This window comes from Allobosea massiliensis (assembly GCF_042655245.1).
GTDB classification, from domain to species: domain Bacteria; phylum Pseudomonadota; class Alphaproteobacteria; order Rhizobiales; family Beijerinckiaceae; genus Allobosea; species Allobosea massiliensis.
In genome coordinates, this window is record NZ_JBHSLU010000082.1 from 32896 (window position 1) to 55176 (window position 22281).

Annotated in this window: 16 protein-coding genes; 2 read left to right on the forward strand and 14 right to left on the reverse strand. The window is 70.5% G+C overall.

The window, feature by feature from the left end:
* Nucleotides 1-303 (reverse strand): type II toxin-antitoxin system TacA family antitoxin, encoded by a 303-nt coding sequence (locus ACFPN9_RS22440; protein ID WP_377817635.1) that lies wholly within the window; start codon nucleotides 301-303, stop codon nucleotides 1-3.
* 128 nt (nucleotides 304-431) lie between these two features.
* On the opposite strand from ACFPN9_RS22440, the gene ACFPN9_RS22445 reads away from it, so the two are divergent.
* Nucleotides 432-1628, forward strand: a complete 1197-nt coding sequence (locus ACFPN9_RS22445; protein WP_377817636.1) for a multidrug effflux MFS transporter — start codon at nucleotides 432-434, stop codon at nucleotides 1626-1628.
* 4 nt (nucleotides 1629-1632) lie between these two features.
* Here ACFPN9_RS22445 and ACFPN9_RS22450 read toward each other — a convergent pair whose 3' ends face one another.
* Complete coding sequence (locus ACFPN9_RS22450) at nucleotides 1633-3780, reverse strand: transglycosylase domain-containing protein (RefSeq protein ID WP_377817637.1); 2148 nt, start codon at nucleotides 3778-3780, stop codon at nucleotides 1633-1635.
* A gap of 300 nt (nucleotides 3781-4080) precedes the next feature.
* Here ACFPN9_RS22450 and ACFPN9_RS22455 point away from each other — a divergent pair, with 300 nt between their 5' ends.
* A complete protein-coding gene (locus ACFPN9_RS22455; protein WP_066722665.1) occupies nucleotides 4081-4473 on the forward strand; it encodes a DoxX family protein in 393 nt (130 codons plus the stop codon).
* 74 nt (nucleotides 4474-4547) lie between these two features.
* Here ACFPN9_RS22455 and trxA read toward each other — a convergent pair whose 3' ends face one another.
* The 12 genes from trxA to ACFPN9_RS22515 all read right to left on the reverse strand — a co-directional run bounded on the left by trxA (nucleotide 4548) and on the right by ACFPN9_RS22515 (nucleotide 22281).
* Nucleotides 4548-4868 carry a thioredoxin gene (gene trxA / locus ACFPN9_RS22460; RefSeq protein WP_069053501.1) on the reverse strand — a complete coding sequence of 107 codons (321 nt, stop codon included), beginning with the start codon at nucleotides 4866-4868 and terminating at the stop codon, nucleotides 4548-4550.
* A 128-nt stretch (nucleotides 4869-4996) separates the two neighbouring features.
* Nucleotides 4997-5653, reverse strand: coding sequence for a DUF1345 domain-containing protein (locus ACFPN9_RS22465; protein WP_377817638.1), 657 nt, complete (start codon nucleotides 5651-5653; stop codon nucleotides 4997-4999).
* Nucleotides 5650-9120 (reverse strand): double-strand break repair helicase AddA, encoded by a 3471-nt coding sequence (addA, locus tag ACFPN9_RS22470; protein WP_377817639.1) that lies wholly within the window; start codon nucleotides 9118-9120, stop codon nucleotides 5650-5652. The genes ACFPN9_RS22465 and addA overlap by 4 nt, the downstream gene beginning before the upstream one ends.
* Complete coding sequence (gene addB, locus ACFPN9_RS22475) at nucleotides 9117-12224, reverse strand: double-strand break repair protein AddB (protein WP_377817640.1); 3108 nt, start codon at nucleotides 12222-12224, stop codon at nucleotides 9117-9119. Before addB ends, addA begins: the two co-directional genes overlap by 4 nt.
* The gene (locus tag ACFPN9_RS22480) at nucleotides 12217-12936 is read right to left on the reverse strand and encodes a nucleotidyltransferase family protein (protein WP_377817762.1); all 720 of its coding nucleotides are present in this window, start codon (nucleotides 12934-12936) and stop codon (nucleotides 12217-12219) included. The genes addB and ACFPN9_RS22480 overlap by 8 nt, the downstream gene beginning before the upstream one ends.
* A 182-nt stretch (nucleotides 12937-13118) precedes the next feature.
* Nucleotides 13119-14663, reverse strand: coding sequence for a tRNA (adenosine(37)-N6)-threonylcarbamoyltransferase complex ATPase subunit type 1 TsaE (gene tsaE, locus ACFPN9_RS22485; protein ID WP_377817641.1), 1545 nt, complete (start codon nucleotides 14661-14663; stop codon nucleotides 13119-13121).
* Nucleotides 14660-17140, reverse strand: coding sequence for an ATP-binding protein (locus ACFPN9_RS22490; protein ID WP_377817642.1), 2481 nt, complete (start codon nucleotides 17138-17140; stop codon nucleotides 14660-14662). Before ACFPN9_RS22490 ends, tsaE begins: the two co-directional genes overlap by 4 nt.
* A 409-nt stretch (nucleotides 17141-17549) precedes the next feature.
* Nucleotides 17550-18950, reverse strand: a complete 1401-nt coding sequence (gene ahcY / locus ACFPN9_RS22495) for an adenosylhomocysteinase (protein WP_377817643.1) — start codon at nucleotides 18948-18950, stop codon at nucleotides 17550-17552.
* A 227-nt stretch (nucleotides 18951-19177) separates the two neighbouring features.
* Entirely contained in the window at nucleotides 19178-19507 is a 330-nt protein-coding gene (locus ACFPN9_RS22500; RefSeq protein WP_377817644.1) for an HPr family phosphocarrier protein, read from the reverse strand.
* A gap of 12 nt (nucleotides 19508-19519) precedes the next feature.
* Nucleotides 19520-19921, reverse strand: coding sequence for a PTS sugar transporter subunit IIA (locus tag ACFPN9_RS22505; protein ID WP_066722644.1), 402 nt, complete (start codon nucleotides 19919-19921; stop codon nucleotides 19520-19522).
* A 109-nt stretch (nucleotides 19922-20030) separates the two neighbouring features.
* Nucleotides 20031-20474: an HPr kinase/phosphorylase gene (locus ACFPN9_RS22510; protein ID WP_067988346.1), complete on the reverse strand. Its 444-nt coding sequence runs from the start codon at nucleotides 20472-20474 to the stop codon at nucleotides 20031-20033.
* 7 nt (nucleotides 20475-20481) lie between these two features.
* Complete coding sequence (locus ACFPN9_RS22515; RefSeq protein WP_377817645.1) at nucleotides 20482-22281, reverse strand: stimulus-sensing domain-containing protein; 1800 nt, start codon at nucleotides 22279-22281, stop codon at nucleotides 20482-20484.

Genomic DNA, 22281 nt, shown 5'->3' on the forward strand with positions numbered 1-22281 from the left:
CTAGGCCCGGTCGGCGTTGTCGGTCGTCTCCCAGGGCGCCCGCCGGCGCAGCAGTTCGGCCATCGCGGGCACGCGTTCCGCCGGTTTGGCCAGCATGGCGACGAAGGCCTCGAAATCGGCCGGGCTCAGGCGGATCGACAGGCTGTCCATCACCGCTTCCTCGGCCGCGCGCACCGCCGAATCGCGCACGAACTGCGTCCGCGAATGGCCGCGCAGCTTCGCCGCCCTGTCGATGAGGGCGATATCGGCTTCGGGAAGCCGCATCGACAGGGGATGATCCTTGCGTGTCGCCGCGCGCGTCATCGGACGATCCTCGTTGGTATCGGCCGGGAAGGTAGCGCGTTTTGCACTACGCGACCAGAGGGATCGGCGCTTGATCCTGCCTGCGTCGCGCTCCACAAGGATCCTCCGTTCCGCTCACGCCGGCTGCCATGACGCTCCGCCCCGACACCCTGGCGATGACCGCCGTTCTCGCCATGCTGACGGCGCTGGGTCCGCTCTCGACCGATTTCTACCTGCCCTCGCTGCCCGACATCGTCCGCGTCATGGAGACCGACGTGGCCGGGGCGCAGGCGACGCTGTCGGCCTTCCTGTTCGGCTTCGCGGGCGGGCAGATTCTCTGGGGGCCGCTCTCCGACCGGCTCGGCCGCCGCCCGGTCCTGCTGACGGGGCTCGCCCTGTTCACGCTCGCGACCCTGGCCTGCGCGCTGGCGCCTTCGATCGAGGCGCTGACCGTGGCCCGCGCCGTCCAGGCGCTGGGGGCCTCCGGGCCGATCGTGCTGGGCCGCGCCATGGTGCGCGATCTCTATGAAGGGCCGCGCGCCGGCCGCGAACTCGCCCGGATGGGCATGATCATGGGGCTGGTGCCGGCGGTCGCGCCGGTGCTCGGCGGCGTGCTCCAGCAGGCCTTCGGCTGGCGCTCGACCTTCGTCGCCTCGCTCGCCTTCGCCGCCGTGCTCGCCGTCGTGGTCGGTCTCCTGTTGCCCGAAACCCTGAAGGCCCGTTCGCGCGAGCCCTTGTCCCTGCTCGCCATCATCAAGGGCTTCGGCACGCTGCTGCAGAACCGCGCCTACCGGGTCTATGTCGGGCTGACGGCGCTGGCCTATGGCGGCCTCTTCGCCTTCATCTCGGGCTCGTCCTTCGTCCTGATCGGCATCCATGGCCTGACGCCGGCGCAATATGGCCTGTCCTTCGGCTTCGGCGTGCTCGGCTTCATCCTCGGCACCATCCTCGCGCAGAGGCTCGTCGGGCGCCGCGGCATGGATGGTGTCATCGCGCTCGGCGTCGCCTGCCTCGCCGGCGGCGGGCTCGCCATGCTGCTCTGCGTGCTGACCGGCTTCGCCGGCCCCTTCGGCGTGATCGTGCCGATGGCGCTCTATGCCTGCGGCGTCGGGCTGACCATGCCGCAGGCCCAGGCCTCGGCGATGATGCCCTTCCCGGACCGGGCGGGCGCCGCCTCCTCCTTCACCGGGCTCTGCCAGATGCTGTTCTCGGCCTGCGTCGGGCTGCTCGTCGGCCACGCGCTGAAGAGCGGCGCGCTGCCGCTGCCGCTGGTGATGTCGGCGATCGGTGTCGCCGCGCTGGTGCTGTTCAAGGCGAGCGCCGCCATACGGGCTGCGAAAGCCTGACGGCTCAGCCGCCGAAGAGCCGCTCCAGGAAGTTCTTTTCCTGCGGTGCCGGGGGCACCCAGGCGCGGTCGCTGTCGGCGGTCTGGGTGTTGGCGGGCGGGCGCGCTCCGGCCACGGGAGCACCGCCGTCGAAGATCGAGCGCGGGGTACCCTGCCAGAGACCGCCGGGCAGCGGCGCGGGCTGCGCCCCGGCATGGGCGGCCTTCATGTACTTGCCCCAGATCTCGGCCGGCAGCCCGCTGCCGGCGACGCGCTTCATCGCGCTGTTGTCGTCATTGCCGAGCCAGACAGAGGTGACGAGCCTTGCCGTGTAGCCGACGAACCAGGCGTCGCGGAAATCCTGCGTGGTGCCGGACTTGCCACCCACCTCCCAGCCGGGGATGTTGGCCTTGGCGCCCGTGCCGCTGACCATGACCTCATGTAGCATGGCGTTCATCATCGACAGCGTCGGCGGCTGGATGACCGGGCCGAAGCTCGCCGCCGCCCGCGCATAGATCACCTTGCCGGAGGAGGATTTCACCTCCCGGATGACATAGGGAAGCACGCTCTGGCCGCCATTGGCGAAGGTGGCATAGGCCGCCGTCAGCTCGACCGGCGTCACCTCCGAGGTCCCGAGCGCCAGCGAGAGGTTCGGCTGCAGAGCGGAGTTGATGCCGAGGCGCTGGGCGGTGCGGATGACCTCCTTGGGCGTCACTTCATTGATCAGCCGCGCCGCGATCGTGTTCAGCGAATGCGCCAGCGCGGTCTGGAGGGTGACCGGGCCGCGATAGGTCCGGGAGTAGTTCTCCGGCTCCCAGCCCTTGAACGAGACCGGGCTGTCGTCGCGGATCGTGTCGGGCGTCAGGCCCTTCTCCAGCGCAGCGAGATAGACGAAGGGCTTGAAGGCCGAGCCCGGCTGGCGCTTCGCCGCCGTGGCGCGGTTGAACTGGCTCTTGGTGTAGTCGCGCCCGCCGATCAGCGCACGGATGCCGCCATCGGTCGCCATCGAGACGACGGCACCCTGGCTCACCCCCTGCTTGGCGCCCTGCGCCGCCAGCGCCTCGACCAGGATGGTCTCGGCCGAGGACTGCAGCTTGGTGTCGATCGTGGTCAACACGGTGACGTCGCCATCGACCGCGCCGATGAAGTCGTCGAGCACGTCCATCACATAGTCGGCGGCGTAGTTCACCGAGCCCGCGCCGATGCGCTCGGCGGCTTCCGCCGGGGCGACGAGCGCGGTCTTGGCGGCGTTCTGCGAGATCAGCCCCTGGTCGGCCATCGCGGCGATGACGAGCTGGGCGCGCTTCTCGGCCGCTTCCGGATTGCGGTTGGGCGCGAGTCGCGACGGCGCCTGGACGAGGCCGGCCAGCATCGCCGCCTCCGCGATCGTCACCGAACGCGCCGATTTGTTGAAATAGCGCTGCGCCGCAGCCTCGACGCCATAGGCGCCCGAGCCGAAATAGACGCGGTTGAGATAGAGCTCGAGGATCTGGTCCTTGCTGTAGGTCCGCTCCAGCCAGAGCGCCAAGATGGCCTCCTGGATCTTGCGCGCCGCCGTGCGTTCCTGGGTCAGGAACAGGTTCTTGGCGAGCTGCTGGGTCAGCGTCGAGCCGCCCTGCACCCCGCCGCTGCGGCGCAGATTATTGACCAGCGCGCGGCCGAGGCCGATCGGGTCGATGCCGAAATGCTCGTAGAAGCGCCGGTCCTCGATCGCGACGAACGCCTTGGGCAGATAGGGCGGCACCTCGCCGATGGTGATGGTGCGCCCGCCGGTCTCGCCGCGATTGGCCAGCAGCGAGCCGTCGGCGGCCAGGATCGCGATATTGGGCGGCCGCTTCGGGACGGTGAGCTGGTTGATCGGCGGCAGCTGCGCGGCGTGATAGGCGATGAGCCCGCCGAGCCCGATCGCGCACCAGAGCCCGAGCACCAGCGTCCAGTAGAACAGCCCGCCGAGGAAGGACCGTCCGCGCCGCCCGCGCCGGCGCCCTCCGCCGCCACCGCTGCGCTTGTCGCGACGCGGCGGCTGGCGGGCCTCGCTGCGGGGCGGGGCGCGATGGCCCCTGACAGGGCGGTCGTCGTCGGAAAGGCGCATGTCGAAGTCGTCGCGGCTTCCGCCCCGCCCTGATTCGAAGGAGGGCTCACGCCGCTCGGCCCGTTTCGTCCGGTCGTTCATCCTGCCCCGTCACGCCGAAGGCCGCCGGAGGTCACGGCCGGCCGGATGCTCACACAGGAGTTAAACATGGCGCTTTTAAGGGGTGGTTAAGCCTGCCGCCCCCCGCGCATAGCCTCCTTGTCGCGGTAACGTGAAGATGTTGCGCGAATGCAAGACCGGCCTGGCGGCCGCCCTGCCTTGCGGAGCCTGCGACATTCCGCCATCACCTCGGCAAAAATCGCGAGGGAAACGCCGGGACAACCCCCATCCTGGCCGGGGACTCAGGGTCCTGCCGGCGAACTGCCTCAGAGAGACACATCCATGCTCGCATCAGCCCAGCGCTTCCAGCCCTACGCCCTTGCACTTCTGCGGATCTTCACCTCCCTCAGCTTCATCTCCCATGGCACGCAGAAGCTGCTCGCCTTCCCGGCTGCACCGTCCTGGGGCATGCCGGCCGCCTTCTCCCTGCCCTGGACCGCGGGCGTGCTGGAGATCGTCGGCGGCGCGCTGGTGCTGATCGGCTTCCTGACCCGTCCAGCCGCCTTCATCCTGTCGGGCCTGATGGCGGTGGCCTACTGGATGGCCCATGGCTCGAAGGGCTTCTATCCGATCCTGAACGGCGGCGAGGCGGCCATGCTGTTCTGCTTCATCTTCCTCTACATCTTCACCGCCGGCCCCGGCGCCTTCAGCGTCGACGGCGCGCGCCGCGGCTGATCAGGCCCTACGAACAGAAAAGGCCCGCCATCCGGAAGGAGGGCGGGCCTTTTGCGTTGGCGACGGCGTCTGACTCACACGGCGCCGGCGATCCAGCGCGAGAGGTCGCTCTTCGGCGCGGCGCCGACCTTCTGGGAGGCCAGCTTGCCGTCCTTGAACAGCATCAGGGTCGGGATCGAGCGGATGCCGAACTGGGCGGGGATCGCCTGGTTCTCGTCGACATTCATCTTCACGATCTTGACCTTGCCGTCCATTTCGCCGGCGATCTCCTCGAGCGCCGGGCCGATCATGCGGCAGGGGCCGCACCACTCGGCCCAGAAATCGACGACGACCGGCTCGGTCGACTTGAGGACGTCCGCCTCGAAGCTCGCATCGGTGACTTTGCTCGTAGCCATGGGCGTTTCGCCTTTCAAAGAGGGGTGGCGGGAGCGCCGCCTTCGTTGGGCAAGCTAGGAACGCGCCCCCTCGGGGTCAAGGCGCTGCCACCGCAAGGGCAGCCCTGTCCACGGATCATGCCGCCGCCTCAGGAGCCGCCGGACACAAGACTCGCCCCGACATTGATGGCGAGCGCCAGGATGCTGGTGTTGAAGACGAAGGCCAGGATGGAGTGCACCAGAACGAGGCCGCGCGCAGCCCGCGTCGTCACGGCGACGTCCGAGGTCTGCGAGGTGCAGCCGATCGTGTAGGCGAAATACAGGAAATCGACATAGTCGGGGTCGCGCTCGCCCGGAAAATCGAGGCAGGGCCCGTCCTCGCCGGCATAGTAGGCCCCGGCATAGTGCAGCGTGAAGAAGGCGTGCAGCAGCGTCCAGGAGCACAGGATCGTGATGCCGCCGAGCGCCAGATGCAGCCCGCGCTCGCCCGGTGGCAGGCCACCGATCCCTGCGAGCTGCAGACCGATCGCCGCGATGCTGGCCGTGGCCGCCAGGCAGGCGATGACCAGAATGGCTGCCCCGCCCTCGTCCTGCCGCGCGGCGCGGGCGCGGATCTGGGGAACGGTCTCGTTCAGCAGCGTCGCCGCGAGCATGGCGAGATAGAGCACAGCGCCCGCATCCCAGGCGATCAGCAGCCTCGTGGTCCAGCTCCAGCCCGAGGGCAGGGCCAGCGCGAGGCCGGCCATCGCCGCGAGGGCCAGGAACAGCCGCGGCCGAACGCGAAGGGCGCGCAGGACCAGTCTCATGCCGCGTCCATCCCCTTTGCGCCAAGCTGGGCGAGCAGCGCGTCGAGCACGGCGGCCGCGGGCTCCAGCCGCGTCAGCGTCGCCGTGTAGACCAGCAGCGCCCGCACCTTTCGGGCGGGATAGATCTGGCCGACCAGTGCCCGGTAGACGGCGAGTTGCGCCAGCGTGGTCGGCGCGATCGCCGCGAGATCGCGTGGCGGCCGGGCCGTCGTCTTGAAATCGGCGATGATGACCTCGTCGGGGAGGATGGCGAGCCGGTCGATCTGTCCCGAGACGGGCCGCCTCTCGCCCGTGCCCCAGGCGAGCAGGCCGGTGATCGGCACCTCGGCGAGCGAGCCCGGCCCGAACAGCGCGGCGAGCGCCGGATCGGCCAGCAGCGCCAGCGCGTCGCGGACGATCGCCTCGCGACGCGCCTCCGGCAGCGCGGCGCCGCGCGAAGCGGCGAGCGCCGCCGCCACCGCCTCGCGCCGCTCGGGCGCGATGTCCGGCAGCATCTGCAGCAGGAGATGGGCGAAGCGCCCGGCCGCGGCGGCCTCCGCCAGGAAGGGTCCGTCGACCGGCCGTTCGGGCGCATCCGCGGCGGTGAGCGCGCTGGAGGGCTTCAGCGGCGGCGCGGGCTCCGCCTCGCGCGGCGGCGGGCGCAGGAGCCAGTCGGGTGCGGTCTCGGGCGGCGCCGGGCTCGCGGAGGCCTCCACGGCCACCGGCTGCGGCCGCGAGATCATGAAGCGACGGATCGCGCTCTCGCCCTCGCCGATCTCGGCGAGCCCCGGTTCGGAGGCGGCGAGGCCGGCCTCGACCATGGCATACCAGCTCCCGGCCGGGGCCTCGCCCTTGGCCTGCGCACCGCAGACGATCAGCCGGTTCTCCGCCCGCGTCATCGCGACATAGAGCAGGCGGTGATGCTCCTCGACCATCTGCTCGACGACGCGGGCCTTGGCCTGCGCCGTCGCCTGCGCGTCCTCGGCGCTGCCGGGTGGCCAGATCGGCACCGCCTGCCGCCGCGGCGGCTCGACCGCCAGGATCTTCGGCAACCTCTTGGCGCCGGGCGGCGGGGCGAGATCGGCGAGGATCACGATCCCCGCCTCGAGCCCCTTGGCGCCATGCACCGTCATGACGCGGACCTCGCCGCGGCTGGAGGAGAGGTCGCGCTTCACATCGGTCGCGGCGCCGCAGACATGGTCGAGGAAGCCGGCGAGCGAGGGGCCGTAGCGCCGCTCATGGTCGAGCGCCGCAGACAGGAAGGCGTCGAGCGCGTCTCCGGCCTCGGCCCCCAGACGCGCCAAGGCGAGATTGCGCCCGCCACCCGGCCCGAGCAGGCCGGCGAAGAAGCGGAACGGCCCGCATCGCCCGGCCTCTGCCGCGAGCTCCGCCAGTCGCGCCTCGACAGCCGCATAACGCGGCTCGCTCGCCGCCGCCTCGCGCAGCGCCGCCCGCAGCGAGCCGCTGCGGCCCGGCGCGATGCGCATGAGGTCGTCGTCGTCGAGCCCGATCAGCGGCGTCTTCAGCGCGGTGGCGAGCGTCAGGTCGTCTTCCGGCAGCAGCAGCGTGCGGCCGAGCACGACGAGGTCCTCGACCGCCGGATGGGTGGCGAGCGTCAGCCGGTCGCGGCCGGTGACGGGCACGCCAGCATCCTTCAGCGCCTTGACGATCGTCTCGAACAGCGCGCCGCGCTGGCGCAGCAGGATCATCACGTCGCCGGGCGCAAAGGGCTGGCCGAGATCGTCCACGCCCCGGCGCGTCCAGGCAGCGAGCGTCGTGGCGATGCGCTGGGCGAGCTTGGCCGTGCCGCTGCGCCGCTCGGGCGCGTCGACCGGGGTTGTCCAGGCATCGGGCGGCTCGCCGGAATCATTGGCGCAGAGCGGCCAGAGATCGACGCAGCCGGGGTCGCTGCGGCGCACCGTGTCATGGATTTCGGGCCGTTCCGAGCCGTCGAAGACGAGGCCGCGCGCATGTTCCGGCAGGGCGAAGACGGCGTCGACCGCTTCCATGATGTCGGGCGCCGAGCGGAAGGAGGTGTTGAGGCTGATCGCCTCGAAACGCTGTTCGGCCTCCGTGATGCGCAGGCCAAGCTGCCGGCGCTGCGTGTTGAAGGCGGCGGGCGCGGCCCCCTGGAAGCCGTAGATCGACTGCTTCTCGTCCCCCACCACGAAGACGGTGCGGGGGCGCGGGCCGGCCTCGCGGCCCCCCGCGCTGAACTCGTCGGCGAGCTGGCGCAGGATCGCCCATTGCGCGTCGCTGGTGTCCTGCGCTTCGTCGAGCAGGATGTGGTCGATGCCGGCATCGAGCTTGTAGAGCACCCAGGCCGCCTCGACCCGCGTCAGCAGCGAGCGCGTCCGGGCGATCAGGTCGTCATAGTCGAGCAGCGAGCGCTCGCTCTTCTGGCGCTGGTAGGAGGCGAGCATCCGCGTCACCAGCAGCGCGAGCGCATGGCTGCGGTCGCGGATCGCGATCGAGTTGAGGCGGTCGATGGCCTGGCACAGCCGCGCGGCCAGATCCTCCACCGTAGTGGCGAGAGCGCCCTCGAAGGCGGATTTGCCGCGGCCGCTGATGTTGCTGTTGACGCTCCCGGCCTCGGTCAGGAACCCCTTCCGGCAGAAGGACACCGGATCGCCGTCATCGGCCCCGGCGAGCAGGGTCCGCAGCGTCACTGCGAAACCCTGTCGTGTGGGACTGCCCGCCTCCAGCGCCGCGATCAGCGCCGCGAGGCCGGACATTCCGGCGAGGTCCTGCCGGAAATCCTGCCGCACGGTTTCCGCCGAGAGGTCCGGCGCGATCCCGAGCACGGCGGCGATGCCCTGCCGCATCTCGCCGGCATCGCGGGCGCGGCCCTCCGCGTCGTTGAACAGGGTGCGCTGGCGCAGCGCCTCCTGCATCATCGCATCGAACGTGTCCTGCGCCGCCTGTCGGGCGAGCAGGTCGAGCGCCTGCGCCTCAGCGCCATCGGGTTCGGCAGCCACCAGCCGCAACAGCTCGCGCCGCGCCTCGCGCAGCATCTCGGCCTGGGCGAGGTCATCCGCGACCTCGAAGCGCGGCGTGACATTGGCTTCGAAGGGCGCCGATTGCAGCACCCGCGTGCAGAAGGCGTGGATCGTCTCGATCTTCAGCCCGCCCGGCGTCTCCAGCGCCTGCGCGAACAGGCGCCGCGCCGCGGCGAGGCTGTCGCGCGAGGGCGGCTTGCCGGTCAGCCGGCTCAGTACCGCGGCCAGCTCCGTCTCCGGCAGCGTCGCCCAGGCGCTCAGCGCGGCGAAGAGGCGGTTCGCCATATTGGCGGCGGCGGCCTTGGTGTAGGTGATGCAGAGCAGACGGCCCGGCGCCACGCCGTCGAGCAAGAGCCGCAGCACGCGGTTGACCAGCACATAGGTCTTGCCCGAGCCGGCATTGGCCGAGACCCAGGCGCTGAGCCGCGGATCGGCCGCCAGGGCCTGGTTCTGCTGGGTGAGGGGCGGGACGATCCAGCCGGGCTTCATGCCCCGTCCTCCTCGCCACCCTCGGAGGCGGCGGCCCATTCCTTGACCCGCGCGAGATGGTCATAGGGCGAGGCGAATTTGATGTAGTCGGGCGCCCGGCGCGAGACGAAGGCCTCGCGGCCGCTGCGCAGCGCCTCGACATGCGCCAGCAGGCGTTCGAGATGGCGGCTCGCCACATCCGCCAGGCTGCCGTCGTCGAACGCCAGCGGCTTGTCCTTCGCCCAGTTTTTCGGGTCGTGATGCAGCTTCATGTAGAGCACGGCCTCGACCGGCGTGGGGCCGACCGCGCCCTCGAAGCCGGCCCGCGCCGCCAGCTCCGCCTCCAGCGTCAGCTGTGGCGCAAAGCCCTTCTCGACCTGCGCCTGGCTCGGCGGCGCCCCGGTCTTGAAGTCGATGATGCGGAGCTTCGGCTCCCGCGTGATCTCGACCCGGTCCGCCTTGCCGCTGAGCCATAGCGTGTGCCCGTCGGCAAGCGGGAAGCGCGATCCCGTGTAGACCTCGACGGCCACGCGGGCGAGCGCGCTGCGCCGCCGCTGCTCCCAGTCGATGAAATGCCCGGCCGTCAGCAGGAAGCGCGGCCACCAGAAGGCCCGCACCTCCGGCGCATCGGCGAAGCGCCGGAACGCCTCTTCGCCGATCGCGATCAGCCGGCCATGGGCATCCGCCGGCAATTGCTCCGGATAGGTCGCGGCGAAGGTCTCGACGATCTCGTGCAGCAGGCTGCCGCGATCCTGCGCGCTCGGATCCTCGACCAGACCGGCCAGCGCGTCGAGCTTCAGGATCTTGCGGGCATGGATCTGGTAGGGGTCGCGATAGAGCGTCTCGACATCGGTCACGCTGAGCGAGAGCGGCTGCAGCGCGCGCGGCGGCCTCGGCGCCGGCCGCCCGACCGGGTGCACCGGTGCCGGGGCCGAGAGCCGCCCGGCCAGCGCCGTCAGCCGCTTCCCTTGCGCCAGCGCCTCGCCCCAGACGGGAGCCGGCGTCACCGCCTGCAGCCGCTGCCAGAAGCGCGAGGCGATCGTCTCGGACTCGCCGGCCTTGCGCGCGCGCGTCAGCGTCACGCAGGGCGCCGCCAACGCCATGGCGAAGTCATGCGCGGTCTGGCCGACGCGGCGCTCCGGCGGCGACAGGCCGAGTTCGGCGCGCATCGGCCGGTTGATGAAGGCGTCGGTCGTGGTCTGCGGCGGCCAGACGGATTCGTTGAGCCCGCCGAGCACGACATGGTCGGCCTCGAGCAGGCGGGCTTCCAGCAGGCCCCAGATCCGCACGCGCGGATGGCCGCCGCCACCGCGCCTGACGACGCGCTCGGCCAGCAGACCGTCCAGGATCGCGACGACATCGGCGGGCCGGCCGCCTTCGGGCATGTCGGGCTGCGCGGCGGCGAGATCGTCGAAGAGCCCGGCCAGAGCCTCGCCATCGGCATCACGAAAGGCGCAGGCCTGCCCGTCTTCGCTCAGGCTGACAGCCTCGACGGTGGCGCGGGCCGCGGCCGTCATCACCGCCAGCGACGGCGCCTGCAGGAACAGCGCCTCCAGCAGCGGCGAGAAGGCGGTGCCGAGCGCCGCCAGCACTTTGGCCGCCGCAGCAGCATCCGCGTCACCCAGGCGCTTGCGCGGACCCGGCGCATGGCGGACTTCGCGCAATTCGTTCCAGCGTTCGAGCTGTTCGTTGAGGCCCGCCAGTCCTCGGCCTACGCTCTCGCCCCGCCACAGCCCGATTTCCAGCGCCGAGGCGCCGCGTGCCGTCTCCTCGCGCGGCAGCCCGAGCCGGCAGAGCGGGTGGGCGAGCAGCGGCACGAGGCTTCCCGGCGTCATCTGCGCCAGGGCCGCCTCCAGCACGAGCCGCAGCAGCGAGCCCGCCGGCCAGCGCGCCAGCGGCAGGCCGGCCGAATCGTCGACCGCGATGTCCCAGCGCCGGAGCTCGACCGTCACGCGTTCGGCGAGGCCGCGATCGGGCGTGATCAGCGCCGCCTGCCGGCCGGGCGTCTCCAGCGTCTCGCGCAGCGCGACCGCCACCGCCAGCGCCTCCTCGCGCTCGTCGGCCGCCTCGACGAGGCGCAGGTCGCGGAAGGCCAATTCCGCCTCCTCGGCGGGAAGGCGCTCGCGCAAATCGGCCCAGCTCTGCGTCACCGTGGCCGGCAGCATCGCCTCGCGCAGCAGACGCGAGCGGGCGCCATGCGTGGCATCGGGTTCGGCGAGCGCGCGCACATCGGCCCGCACCGCCTGCAGCGTGTCCAGCAAATGATGCAGCGCCGCCTGTGGATGCGAGGGCGCAGGCTCCTCGGCGATCGCCCGCCACGCCGCGTCGGAGAGGTCGAGATCGAGCCCGGGCAGCACCACCGCGCCGTTGGGAAGCCTTGCGATCGCCGCGAGCAGCCGCGCTGTGGCCGGGACCGTGCCGGTGGAGCCGGCCGCGATGATCGGCCCCGTCACCGCGCCCGACAGCAGCCGCTCGCGCTCGGCGGCCAGCATGCGGTTGCGGAAGGTGGCGGGGTCGCAGGCGCCGCGCTCGCTCAGGATGGTCGGCCAGGCGCCGCCCAGGATCGAGAGGAACTCGGCATTGAGCTGCCAGACCTTGTCGAAACGGGCCGCATCGAGCCGCCCGAGCCGTTCGACGGCGATATCCTCCGTCTGCATCTGATCGAGCAGCGCGGCGAGGTCGCCGGCCAGCCCATAGGCCTCGGCCAGCGTCGCCGGCACCAGCGAGGGCTCTGCGGGATCGAGCCGCAGATGGCTGCGATTGGCGCTGCGCCCCCAGGCGTCGACGAGGCGGGTCAGGATCATTCTCCGCGCCAGCGGGTCGATCGGCGTGATACGGTCATCGGCCAGCGCGCCGGCGCCGATCAGCGCCGTCTCGGCTTCGTCGACATCGCCCAGCGGCAGGATGCGCGGCAGCAGCAGCGGCGCGCCGCCGAGCTTGTCGGAGAGGCAGGCGGCGAAGGCCCGCGCCGCCCGCCGCGTCGGCAGATAGAGCGTCACGCGCGCCAGCGCGGCGGGGTCCTCAGGGTCATGGACGCGCCCGAAGCGACCCTCCAGCATCGCCTGGGCCAGCACCTCGAGAAAGGGCGCGCCGGCGGGTATCGTGAACAGGTTGAGGTCAGCCATCGGCTCGCGCGGGCGCGGTCTGCGCCGCCGCGAAGGCGGCCTCCGCCGGCGCGATCGCCTCGGGCGTGCCGACATGCAGCCATTGCCCGGCGAGCACGAGCCCGTGCAGCCGGCCCGCCGCGATGGCGCGGTCGAACAGCAGGTTCAGCGAGAACGGTCCCTCGGGGGTGTCCGCGAAGAGGTCAGGCTTCATGATGGCGACACCGGCATAGACGAAGGGTGCGCTCTCGGCGCTGCCGCGCCGTGTCAGCAGCCCGTCCGCAGCCTTGAAGAAATCTCCGCGTCCGTCGAAGCCGACGCTGCCCTCGCGCTGCGCCAGCAGCAGCAGCATGTCCATTCGCGCGGCGTCCCAGCTTCGCGCCATGACCTGCATCGCCGAGCCGCCGCTCTCGCTCCAGAGCGAATCCGAGTTCACATGGAAGAAGGGTTCGCTTCCGAGCAGCGGCAGCGCCTTCTTCACCCCGCCGCCGGTCTCCAGCAGCAGCGCCCGCTCGTCCGAGATGGTGATGCGCGGCGCGCTGCGGCCGGCCAGATGCGCCTCGATGAGGGCTGCCAGATGATGGACGTTGACCACCGCCTCCTCGACGCCGGCTTCAGCCAGCCGGTCGAGCGCATGGTCCAGCATCGGCTTGCCGCCGATGCTGACGAGCGGCTTGGGCAGCGTGTCGGTGATCGGCCGCATCCGCTTGCCGAGCCCCGCCGCCAGCACCATGGCGCGGCGGATCGGTTGGGAATGGGCCTGCGTCACGCGAATCTCCAGAGCAGGGTCGGTCCGGCGATCCATAGCGCGTCATGGTCGGGCTTGTCCCGACCATCCACGTCTTCCGTCGTAGAGGCCGGTGTTCGAGACGTGGATGCTCGCCACAAGGGCGAGCATGACGGCTCTGCCAGCCGTCACCCCACCTCGAACAACCGCGGCAGATGCGCCTGGTACCAGTCCTTCAGCTCCGCCAGCGCCGGATGCTCGAGGTTGCGGCGCAGATAGCCCTCGATGCGCGGCAGATGCTTGAGATAGGCCGGCTTGCCGTCGCGCTTGTCGAGCCTCGCGAAAATGCCGGCGATTTTGGTGTTGCGCTGCGTGCCGAGGATCGCATAGGCGCGGGCGAAGCCGGCGAGGTCGAAATCGGGATCGTCGGCGCGGCGCGCCTGGCCGTAAGCGGCCAGCAGCCGCAATTCCAGCGCCGCCGGCACGTCGATGCGCGCATCCTGCCCGAGCGAGGCGAGATCATAGGCCGGATGGCCGAGGACCGCGTCCTGGAAGTCGATCAGCCCGAGCTTGGCATGGCCTTCCCGGGCCGGCAGCCAGATCAGGTTGGGGGAGTGGAAATCCCGCAGCGTCCAGGTGCCGGGCGCCTCCAGGATCTCGTCGAAGAGCCGGTTCCAGATCCGCGCGAACTCCGCCTGCGTCACCGCGGGCAGGGTCACCCCCGCGATATGCGGGGCGTACCATTCCAGGATCAGTTCGGTCTCGATGGCGAGCGCGGCGCGGTCGTAATCCGGCAGGACATGGTCGCGCCCCTCGGCCACCGGCAGGATCGTCGGCAGCGTATGGCGATGCAGGTCCGCCAGCAGCCGCGCCGCCGCCTCGTAGCGCTCGGCGATCGGGCCGTCGCCGTCGACCACACCCTTCTGGCCGAGATCCTCGATCAGCAGAAGCCCGGTCTCGAGATCCTGCGCATAGATCTCCGGCGCCGAATAGCCGAGCGAATGCAGCCCGCGATCCATCGCGACGAAAGCGTCGACGTTCTCGGCGAGATGGGCGATCGCGCTGTAGGGCTTGCCGAGCCGGATCGCCGGCCCATCCGGGCGCGGCGGCGAGATCATCAGCACGGCGCTGTCGCCATTGGGGCGCGTCAGGCGCTCATAGGCGCGGCTCGAGGCGTCGCCCTGCATGAAGTCGCGGCGGGCATCGTCCCAGCCTGCCTCGTCGATGAGCCGGCGCGACGCGATCGCGATCGAAAGACGCTGCCGCCAGAGCACGCCGCCGGAGAGATCCGCGATGCGGCCGGTCTCGGGATGGTCGGGGTCGACGTCGAGGACGATGTCGAGGCGGCGCCCGCCCGGCAGGCGCGTGCCCGCCCGATCCGGCCACTCGACCAGCAGGATCACCCGGTCGAGATCCTCGGTCAGTCCGATATCGTCCAGCTCCTCGGGCGAGCGCACGCGGTAGAGATCGGCATGGAGCACGCTCCCGCGCGGCGTCTCGTAGTTCTGGACGAGGGTGAAGGTCGGGCTCGGCGCCTCCAGACGGGGATCGTCGGCGAGTTCGCGCAGGATCGCCCGCGCCAGCAGCGACTTGCCCGCCCCGAGCTGACCGGAGAGCGCGACGATGTCGCCGGGCTTCAGGATCGCCGCCAGATCGGCGGCCAGCCGCAGCGTCGCGGCCTCGTCGGCCAGCACCAGACGGTGCGGGCCGGATTTGCGCGCCTCGTCCGTCATTCCGCGGCGTCCGAGAGCGGCACGCCCGCGGAGGGGAAGACCGCGGTGACGCGCGTGCCGCGGCCCGGCGCCGAATCGAGTTCGACCCGTCCGCCATGCAGCTCGACGATGGAGCGCACGATCGAGAGACCCAGGCCCACGCCGCGATGGCTGGAGCCGAGCGAGTGGCTCTCGAAACGGTCGAAGACCTTCTCCTTCACCTCGGCCGGAATGCCGCGGCCCTGGTCGGCGACGGTGATGCGGACATGGCCCTCGCTGCGCGCTGCGCTGACGGTGATCGTCTGGCCCGGCGAGGAGAAGCCGATCGCGTTGGAGATCAGGTTGAACAGCACCTGGCGCAGCCGCTTGCCGTCCGCCCGCAGCGGGCCGGCCTCCGGCGCGATCTCGACCTTGAGTTCGAGCTTGCTGTCGGTGAGGCGGTCATGCAGCCCCGCCGCCGCCTGGGCGATGGTGTCGGCGACGTCGACCTCCTCGAGATCAAGCTGCAGCGCGCCGTTGTCGATCGTGGCGAGGTCGAGAATGTCGTTGATGATGGCGAGCAGCGCGCCGGAAGAGCGCACGATATGCGAGGTGTAGTCGCGCTGCTTCTCGTTCAGCGCGCCGACGGCCTCGGTGCCGAGCAGTTGCGCGAAGCCGATGATGTTGGTCAGCGGCGAGCGCAGCTCGTAGGAGACGTGGTGGACGAAATCCTCGCGCAGCCGCGAGACCTTCTCCAGCGCCTCGTTCTTCTCGGTCAGCGCGCGCTCGACATTCACGCTGGCGGTGACGTCGGCGAAGGTGATCAGCGTCGCGCCGTCGGGCAGCGGAGCGGCCGCGCAGTCCAGCACCGTGCCGTCGCGCCGCTGCATCCGGCAGACATAGTCCTCGCGCGCGTCGCGCACGCCGGTGACGGCGCTCTGCAACTCGCCCCAGATCTCGTCCTGCGGGAAGAGCGGCTGGCAGAGCCGCACCACCTCGTCGATATGCGGCGCCGCGGCGGCAAGGTCCGCCTTGATCCGCCAGGCCTGGGCGAAAGCCGGGTTCGAGAGCTTGAGGCGCCCGTCCGAGCCGAACACGGCGACGCCCTCGCGCAGCGAATCCAGCGTCTCGCGCTGCGTCCGCGACAGCGCGTTGAAGCGCGATTCGAGGGTGAAGCGCTCGGTCACGTCGTCGAGCAGATAGGTGACGCCGCCCTGCGGGTTCGGGCTCGCCACGACATGGATGGTGCGCCCGTCGGGCAGGTACCACCAGTCCTCGTTCGCGCGGGTCGCGGTATAGGCGGCCTGGACGCCCGCCTTCCAGCTGCGATAGTCGCCGAGCTCGGGCAGGCGGCGCTCGGCGCGGAGCCGGTCGAGGATCTCGCCGTCGCTGGGGTGGCCGTCGAGGAAGGCGGGATCGAGCGACCAGAGCGCGTCGAAGCCGGAATTTCGGTAGACCAGCCGCTGCGAGGCGTCGAACACCGCGACCGCGGTCTTCAGCCGGTCGAGGGTGCGCACATGCGCGTCCATCTGGCGCTGGAGATCGGTGCGGACGGCTTCCAGCTCGCTCATGTCGGTGGCGATGCCGGCAAAGCCGGTCGGCGTCGGCAGTTCGAGAATGTCGAGCGTGCGCCGCTGCCCGGCGATGACGGCCGGCGCGCGGGCGGAGAAGACCTGGCCCTCGCGCCGGGCCTTGGCGGCGGCCTCACGCTCCGTCCGGTCGAGCAGTTCGATGCCGCCCTTCACCGCAGCGCCGTCATCCGCCACCTCGACGGCGCGCGCATAGGCGGCGTTGCACCAGCTCAGCCGCCCGTCCGGCGTCCGTGTCCAGGCCGGTTGCGGCAGCCCGTCCAGCAGGCCGGCCAGAGCCTCGTGCTCGCTGTTCAGCCGGTCGAGTTCGCCCTGCAGCGCCATCACCCGCGCCCGCTCGCCGGTGACCTCGCGGAAGCGGATCACGGCGCGCCCGGCCACGGGCCGGCCCTCGACGTCGATGAAGGGCCCCGCCTTGCTTCGCAGGGTCATGCCGAAGGATTCGCCGCGCTCCTTCAGCGCGTCGGTGGCGAGTTCGAGCCGCTTGGCGTCGGCCGGCGGCGCCCAGGCGCCATAGGCGAGGGCGAGCGTTGCGCCGGGGGCGCCGAGAAAGCCGCTGTCGCCTTCGAAGACGGGGTCGGCCTGCCGCCCGGTCCAGCTGACCACGACCTGGGGATCGGTGGCGAGCAGGGCGGTCAGCCGGTCGTGCTGGCCGCGCGTGGCCTCGAGTTCGCCGGCCAGCGCCGCCTCGCGCCGGTGCCAGCGCCCGCGCTCGCGGACATAGACCAGCGAGGTGGTGGCGGCGAAGACGGCGAGGCCCGCAAGCACGATCGAGAGCGCGCCGGTGCTGAACAGATCCGGGCGCAACGGCCCCAGCCAGGCGCCCTGGGCGAGCGCGGCGGAGGGAGCCTGACTGGCGGCGAGACCCGGCAGAAGCGCATGGCGGCGCCAGTGCCGGCGGCTTCGTTCCTGTCGGCTCGACCTGGTCATTCCGCGTCCGTCTGCTCCGGGGGCGGCGCCGGCCGCCCCATCCTGATATCCGTCCGGCCGGGCGCCGAACGGCGGCCCGCCGCCCCCCGGCCCGCTTTTGCCGGACCCCTGACGCACGCCTGCCACCACACCGATCACTGCGTGTCGACCCGCCCCCGCGCCAAGCGCCGGAGGCCGAATCAGCCCCACTCTAATCACCGGTGGAGTCCGGCAGGAAGTGCTTAATGAGCGGTAAATCGGGCGGATTTGCCGGGCCGGCGGCAGGAAACGGAGCCGACCCAAGACCTAGCGGCTTGCGCCGGCTCGGGGCCCATTAGTAGCGTCATCGGGCTGAGCGACGTTGCCCTCGGCAAATGAAAAAGGCCCGGCGCGAGCGCCGGGCCTCCTGCCGTCCGGGCGGTGCCGGATGTCAGTAGCGATACAGCTCGGGCTTGAACGGCCCGGTCTGCGGAACGCCGATATACTTGGCCTGCTGGTCGTTCAGCACGGTCAGCTTGGCGCCGACCTTGGCGAGGTGCAGCGCGGCGACCTTCTCGTCCAGGTGCTTCGGCAGCGTGTAGACCTTGTTCTCGTACTTGGCGTGATGGTTCCAGAGCTCGACCTGGGCCAGCGTCTGGTTCGAGAACGAGCAGGACATCACGAAGGACGGGTGACCCGTGGCGTTGCCGAGGTTCACCAGGCGGCCTTCCGAGAGCAGGATGATGCGCTTACCATCGGGGAACTCGATCTCGTCCACCTGCGGCTTGACGTTGTCCCACTTGAAGTTCTTCAGCCCGGCGACCTGGATCTCCGAGTCGAAGTGGCCGATGTTGCAGACGATGGCGCGGTGCTTCATCGCGCGCATATGGTCGACGGTGATGACGTCGAGATTGCCGGTCGCGGTCACGAAGATGTCGGCGCGCGGGGCGGCGTCATCCATCGTCACGACCTCGTAGCCCTCCATCGCCGCCTGCAGCGCGCAGATCGGGTCGATCTCGGTGACCATGACGCGGCAGCCGGCCTGGCGCAGCGAGGCGGCCGAGCCCTTGCCGACGTCGCCATAGCCGGCGACGACCGCGACCTTGCCGGACATCATCACGTCCGTGCCGCGGCGGATGGCGTCGACCAGCGACTCGCGGCAGCCATAGAGGTTGTCGAACTTCGACTTGGTGACCGAGTCGTTGACGTTGATCGCCGGGAAGGGCAGGCGGTTCGCCTTGGCGAGCTCGTAGAGGCGGTGGACGCCGGTGGTGGTCTCCTCCGAGACGCCCTTGATCGCGTCGCGGGTCTTGGTGAACCAGCCCGGATTGGCCTTGAGCTGGCGCTTGATCAGCGCGAAGAAGATGGTTTCTTCCTCATTGCCCGGCTTGTCGAGGAATTCGGTCTTGCCGGCCTCGGCCTCGGCGCCGAGGATGATCAGCATGGTCAGGTCGCCGCCGTCGTCGAGGATCATGTTCGGCGTGCCGCCGTCACCCCAGGTCGCGGTCTTGAGGACGTACTCCCAGTACTCCTCCAGCGTCTCGCCCTTGATGGCGAAGACGGGTGTGCCGCTCGCGGCGATCGCGGCGGCAGCGTGGTCCTGGGTCGAGAAGATGTTGCAGGACGACCAGCGCACATCGGCGCCGAGTTCCTTCAGGGTCTCGATCAGCACGGCGGTCTGGATGGTCATGTGCAGGCAGCCGGCGATGCGCGCGCCCTTGAGCGGGAACTTGCCCTTGTGCTCCTCGCGGATGGCCATCAGGCCCGGCATCTCGTCCTGGGCCATGTTGATTTCCTTGCGGCCGTAATCCGCGAGGCTGATGTCCTTGACGATGTAATCGGTTGTCGACACGGGGCGTGCTCCAGCTGGTCTTCGAATGATGGGCGGGTCCATAGCAGCGCCCACGCCCAAAGGCAATCAAAGATATAAAGATGTCTTTATGTGATTGGTCGAAAGGGAGCGGTCTGTCGATTTTGTGACGTAAGGTCATTACCGGGGCCGGATTGGGCCTCGTTGAGCGCTCATGAAGGGATCGATGCGAGAGGGGAGGCGGCCGTGACCGCGGCAGCAGAGCGGGCCTATTCGCTCTCGCCGAACCGGTCGGCGACCAGAGCTTCCAGCGCCTTCAGCGCTTCGCTCGCCTGCGGACCCTTCGCCACCACGGTGATCGTCGAGCCGATGCCGGCGCCGAGCGTCAGGATGCCCATGATCGAGGTCGCGCCGACCGTCTCGCCGCAGCGGGTGACGGTGATGTCGGCGTCGAAGGACGAGGCGCATTGCACGAATTTCGCCGTGGCGCGGGCGTGCAGTCCCTTCTTGTTGACGATCTGGAACTCGCCATAGACGGCGCCTGCGGGAATCTCGACCTCAGGGCAATCGCAGTCGTCGATCTCCTGCCTGTCGTCCACGGCAGCGTTTCCTTACTTCCCGGCCAGGACCCGGCTGGCGACGGTGATGTATTTGCGGCCGGCATCCTGCGCGCAGGTGACCGCCTCGTCGAGGCTCTTTTCCTCGCGCACGCTGGCGAGCTTGATGAGCATCGGCAGATTGATGCCGGCGACGACATCGATCCGGCCGGGCTCCATCACCGAGATGGCGAGGTTGGAGGGCGTGCCGCCGAACATGTCGGTCAAGACGATCACGCCCTTGCCGGTCTCGACCTCTTCGACCGCCGCGATGATGTCGCGGCGACGGCCTTCCATGTCGTCATCGGGGGCGATGGCGATGGTGGCGAGATGCTGTTGGGGGCCGACGACGTGTTCGAGCGCGGCACGGAACTCCGTGGCCAGATGCCCATGCGTCACGAGGACCAGTCCGATCATTCACTATGGCACCGGAGAGCGCTTTCGGCGCCCGGACAAGGTCGCGGTTTATGCGGCAGGTGCGAAGGATAGGCAAGCGGCCCGCTTCGAACTCGACAAATTTTCGAGATCAGCCTTCGGTGAAGAGCCGCAGCGCCGCCAGCACCAGCCGCTCGTCGCCGGCCCGCCCCGCGACGGTCAGCCGCGGCAGGTCGATGCCCTCGATCCGCTCGACCAGGTCCTCCGGCTCCGGCATGCGGGTGGGCTCCTCGCCGCTGAGGTCGACGATCAGCCGCACCACCACGGCCGGCTGGTGCGGTTCCGGCGTCAGCCCGAGCCCGCGGCGCTCGATCAGCCCCTCCAGCGGCGCCACCGGCCGCGCCAGCAGCCGCCCGCCCCTGGCGCCCAGCGCGGTCCGGTCGTCGGCGACCAGCCGGGCGAAGCGGCCCTGGCTTCCCGCCAGCGCGATCAGCGCCAGCGCGAGGCTGGACTTGCCGGCGCCCGAGGCGCCCCGGATCAGCACGCCGAGTTCGCCCAGCACCACCGTCGTGGCATGGATGGTCTGGCCCGTCACGGTCGCCTCAGGCGCTCTGCGGCAGCGCCGGCAGGCAGACGATGAAGCGCGCCCCCAGCCGCGGCCGCTCGCCATCGGGCCCGGTCGGGCCGAGCCGGTTCTCGGCGCGGATCGTGCCGCGATGCGCCTCGACGATCTGGCGCGAGATCGACAGACCGAGCCCGGAATTCTGGCCGAAGCCCTCATTGGGGCGGTCGGTGTAGAAACGCTCGAAGATGCGCTCCAGCGCATGCGGCTCGATGCCGGGCCCTTCATCCTCCACCGTGACCAGCACCTCGTCGCCCGAGCGCGACAGCAGCACGCGCACCGGCTTGTCCGGGGGCGAGAAGGAGCGGGCGTTGTCGATCAGGTTGACGAGCACCTGCCCCAGCCGGGAATCATGGCCCAGCACGATGAAGCCGTCGCGCCCGCCGGGCCGCTGGCCGCGCCGCTCGGTGACGAGCTCGATCTTCGCGCGTCCCTCGCGGCGCATCTCGTTCTGGACCGAGACCACCGCCTCCAGGACCTGGGTGAGATCGACCGGCCCGGCATCGTTGCGGGCGAGCTCGGCGTCGAGGCGCGAGGCGTCGGAGATATCGGAGATCAGCCGGTCGAGCCGGCGCACATCGTGCTGGATCACCTCGAGCAGCCGCCCGCGCGACTCGTCCGATTTCGCCCGTGGCAAGGTCTCGACCGCGCTGCGCAGCGAGGTCAGGGGATTTTTCAGCTCATGCGCGACATCGGCCGCGAAGCTCTCGATCGCCTCGATGCGGCTGTAGAGCGCCTTGGTCATGTCCCGCAGCGAACCGGAGAGATGGCCGATCTCGTCATGCCGGTTGCCGAAATCGGGGATCTGCTCGCGCGACTTCACCCCCCGCCGCACCCGCTGCGCCGCATCGGCGAGCTTGCGGATCGGCTCGGCGATCGTGCCGGCCAGCAGCACGGACAACAGGATCATGACCGCCGCCGAAACCGCGAAGACCTGGAAGATGCCGTAGCGCTCCGAGATGATGACCGCGTCGATGTCGCCGCCCTGCGTCGAGAGCAGCAGCGCGCCCTTCACCGCCCGGAAGCGCTGCACCGGCACCGCCACCGAGACAATCGTCTGCCCCCGCGCGTTGACGCGGACCACGCTGGCCGGCGTCCCGCTCAGCGCCCGCGCCACCTCCGGATAGGATTTGCCGTTGGCGTTGTCGAAATCGTCGTAGGCGGGCACGTCGGCTCGGCCGAGCCGGTTGCGGAACAGGTTCCAGGTCCGCTCCAGCAGCGGCGCCTCGTCGGGCTCGCCGACGCGCGGCAGGTCGAGCCGCAGCACGTCGCCGCGCGAGTAGAGGCTGCGGGAATCCAGCGTCAGCAGCCCGTCCCGGTCGTAGATGCGGGCGCGCGTCTTGGTCGGCGTCACCAGGCGGCGCAGCAGCGGCGCGACCTTCTCGGGATTGATCGAGAAGTCGAGCGGATCCTCGGCGATGCCCGCGCTCTCGCCGGCCTGGAGCTGCAGCAGCTTGTCGGGATCGATGGTGATCGCATCCGTCTCGACCGTCGCCGAGGCGGCGATCGCACCCGCGATGATCTCCCCCTGCGTGAGAAGGCTCTGCACGCGCGATTCGATCAGCCCCTCGCGGAACTGGTTGAGATAGAGAAAGCCGACGAGGAGGGCGCAGAGCCCGCCGAGATTGAGCACGACGATGCGGCGCGTCAGGCTGGACGCGGCGCCCGAGGAGATCGCGCGCAGGCCGCGCCGCAGGAACCCGCGCAGCCGGGCCCGCAGCGTGGGCTTCGCCGCGCCTTGGCCGGATTCAGCCCTGCGTTCCTGCTCGATCGTCGCCAT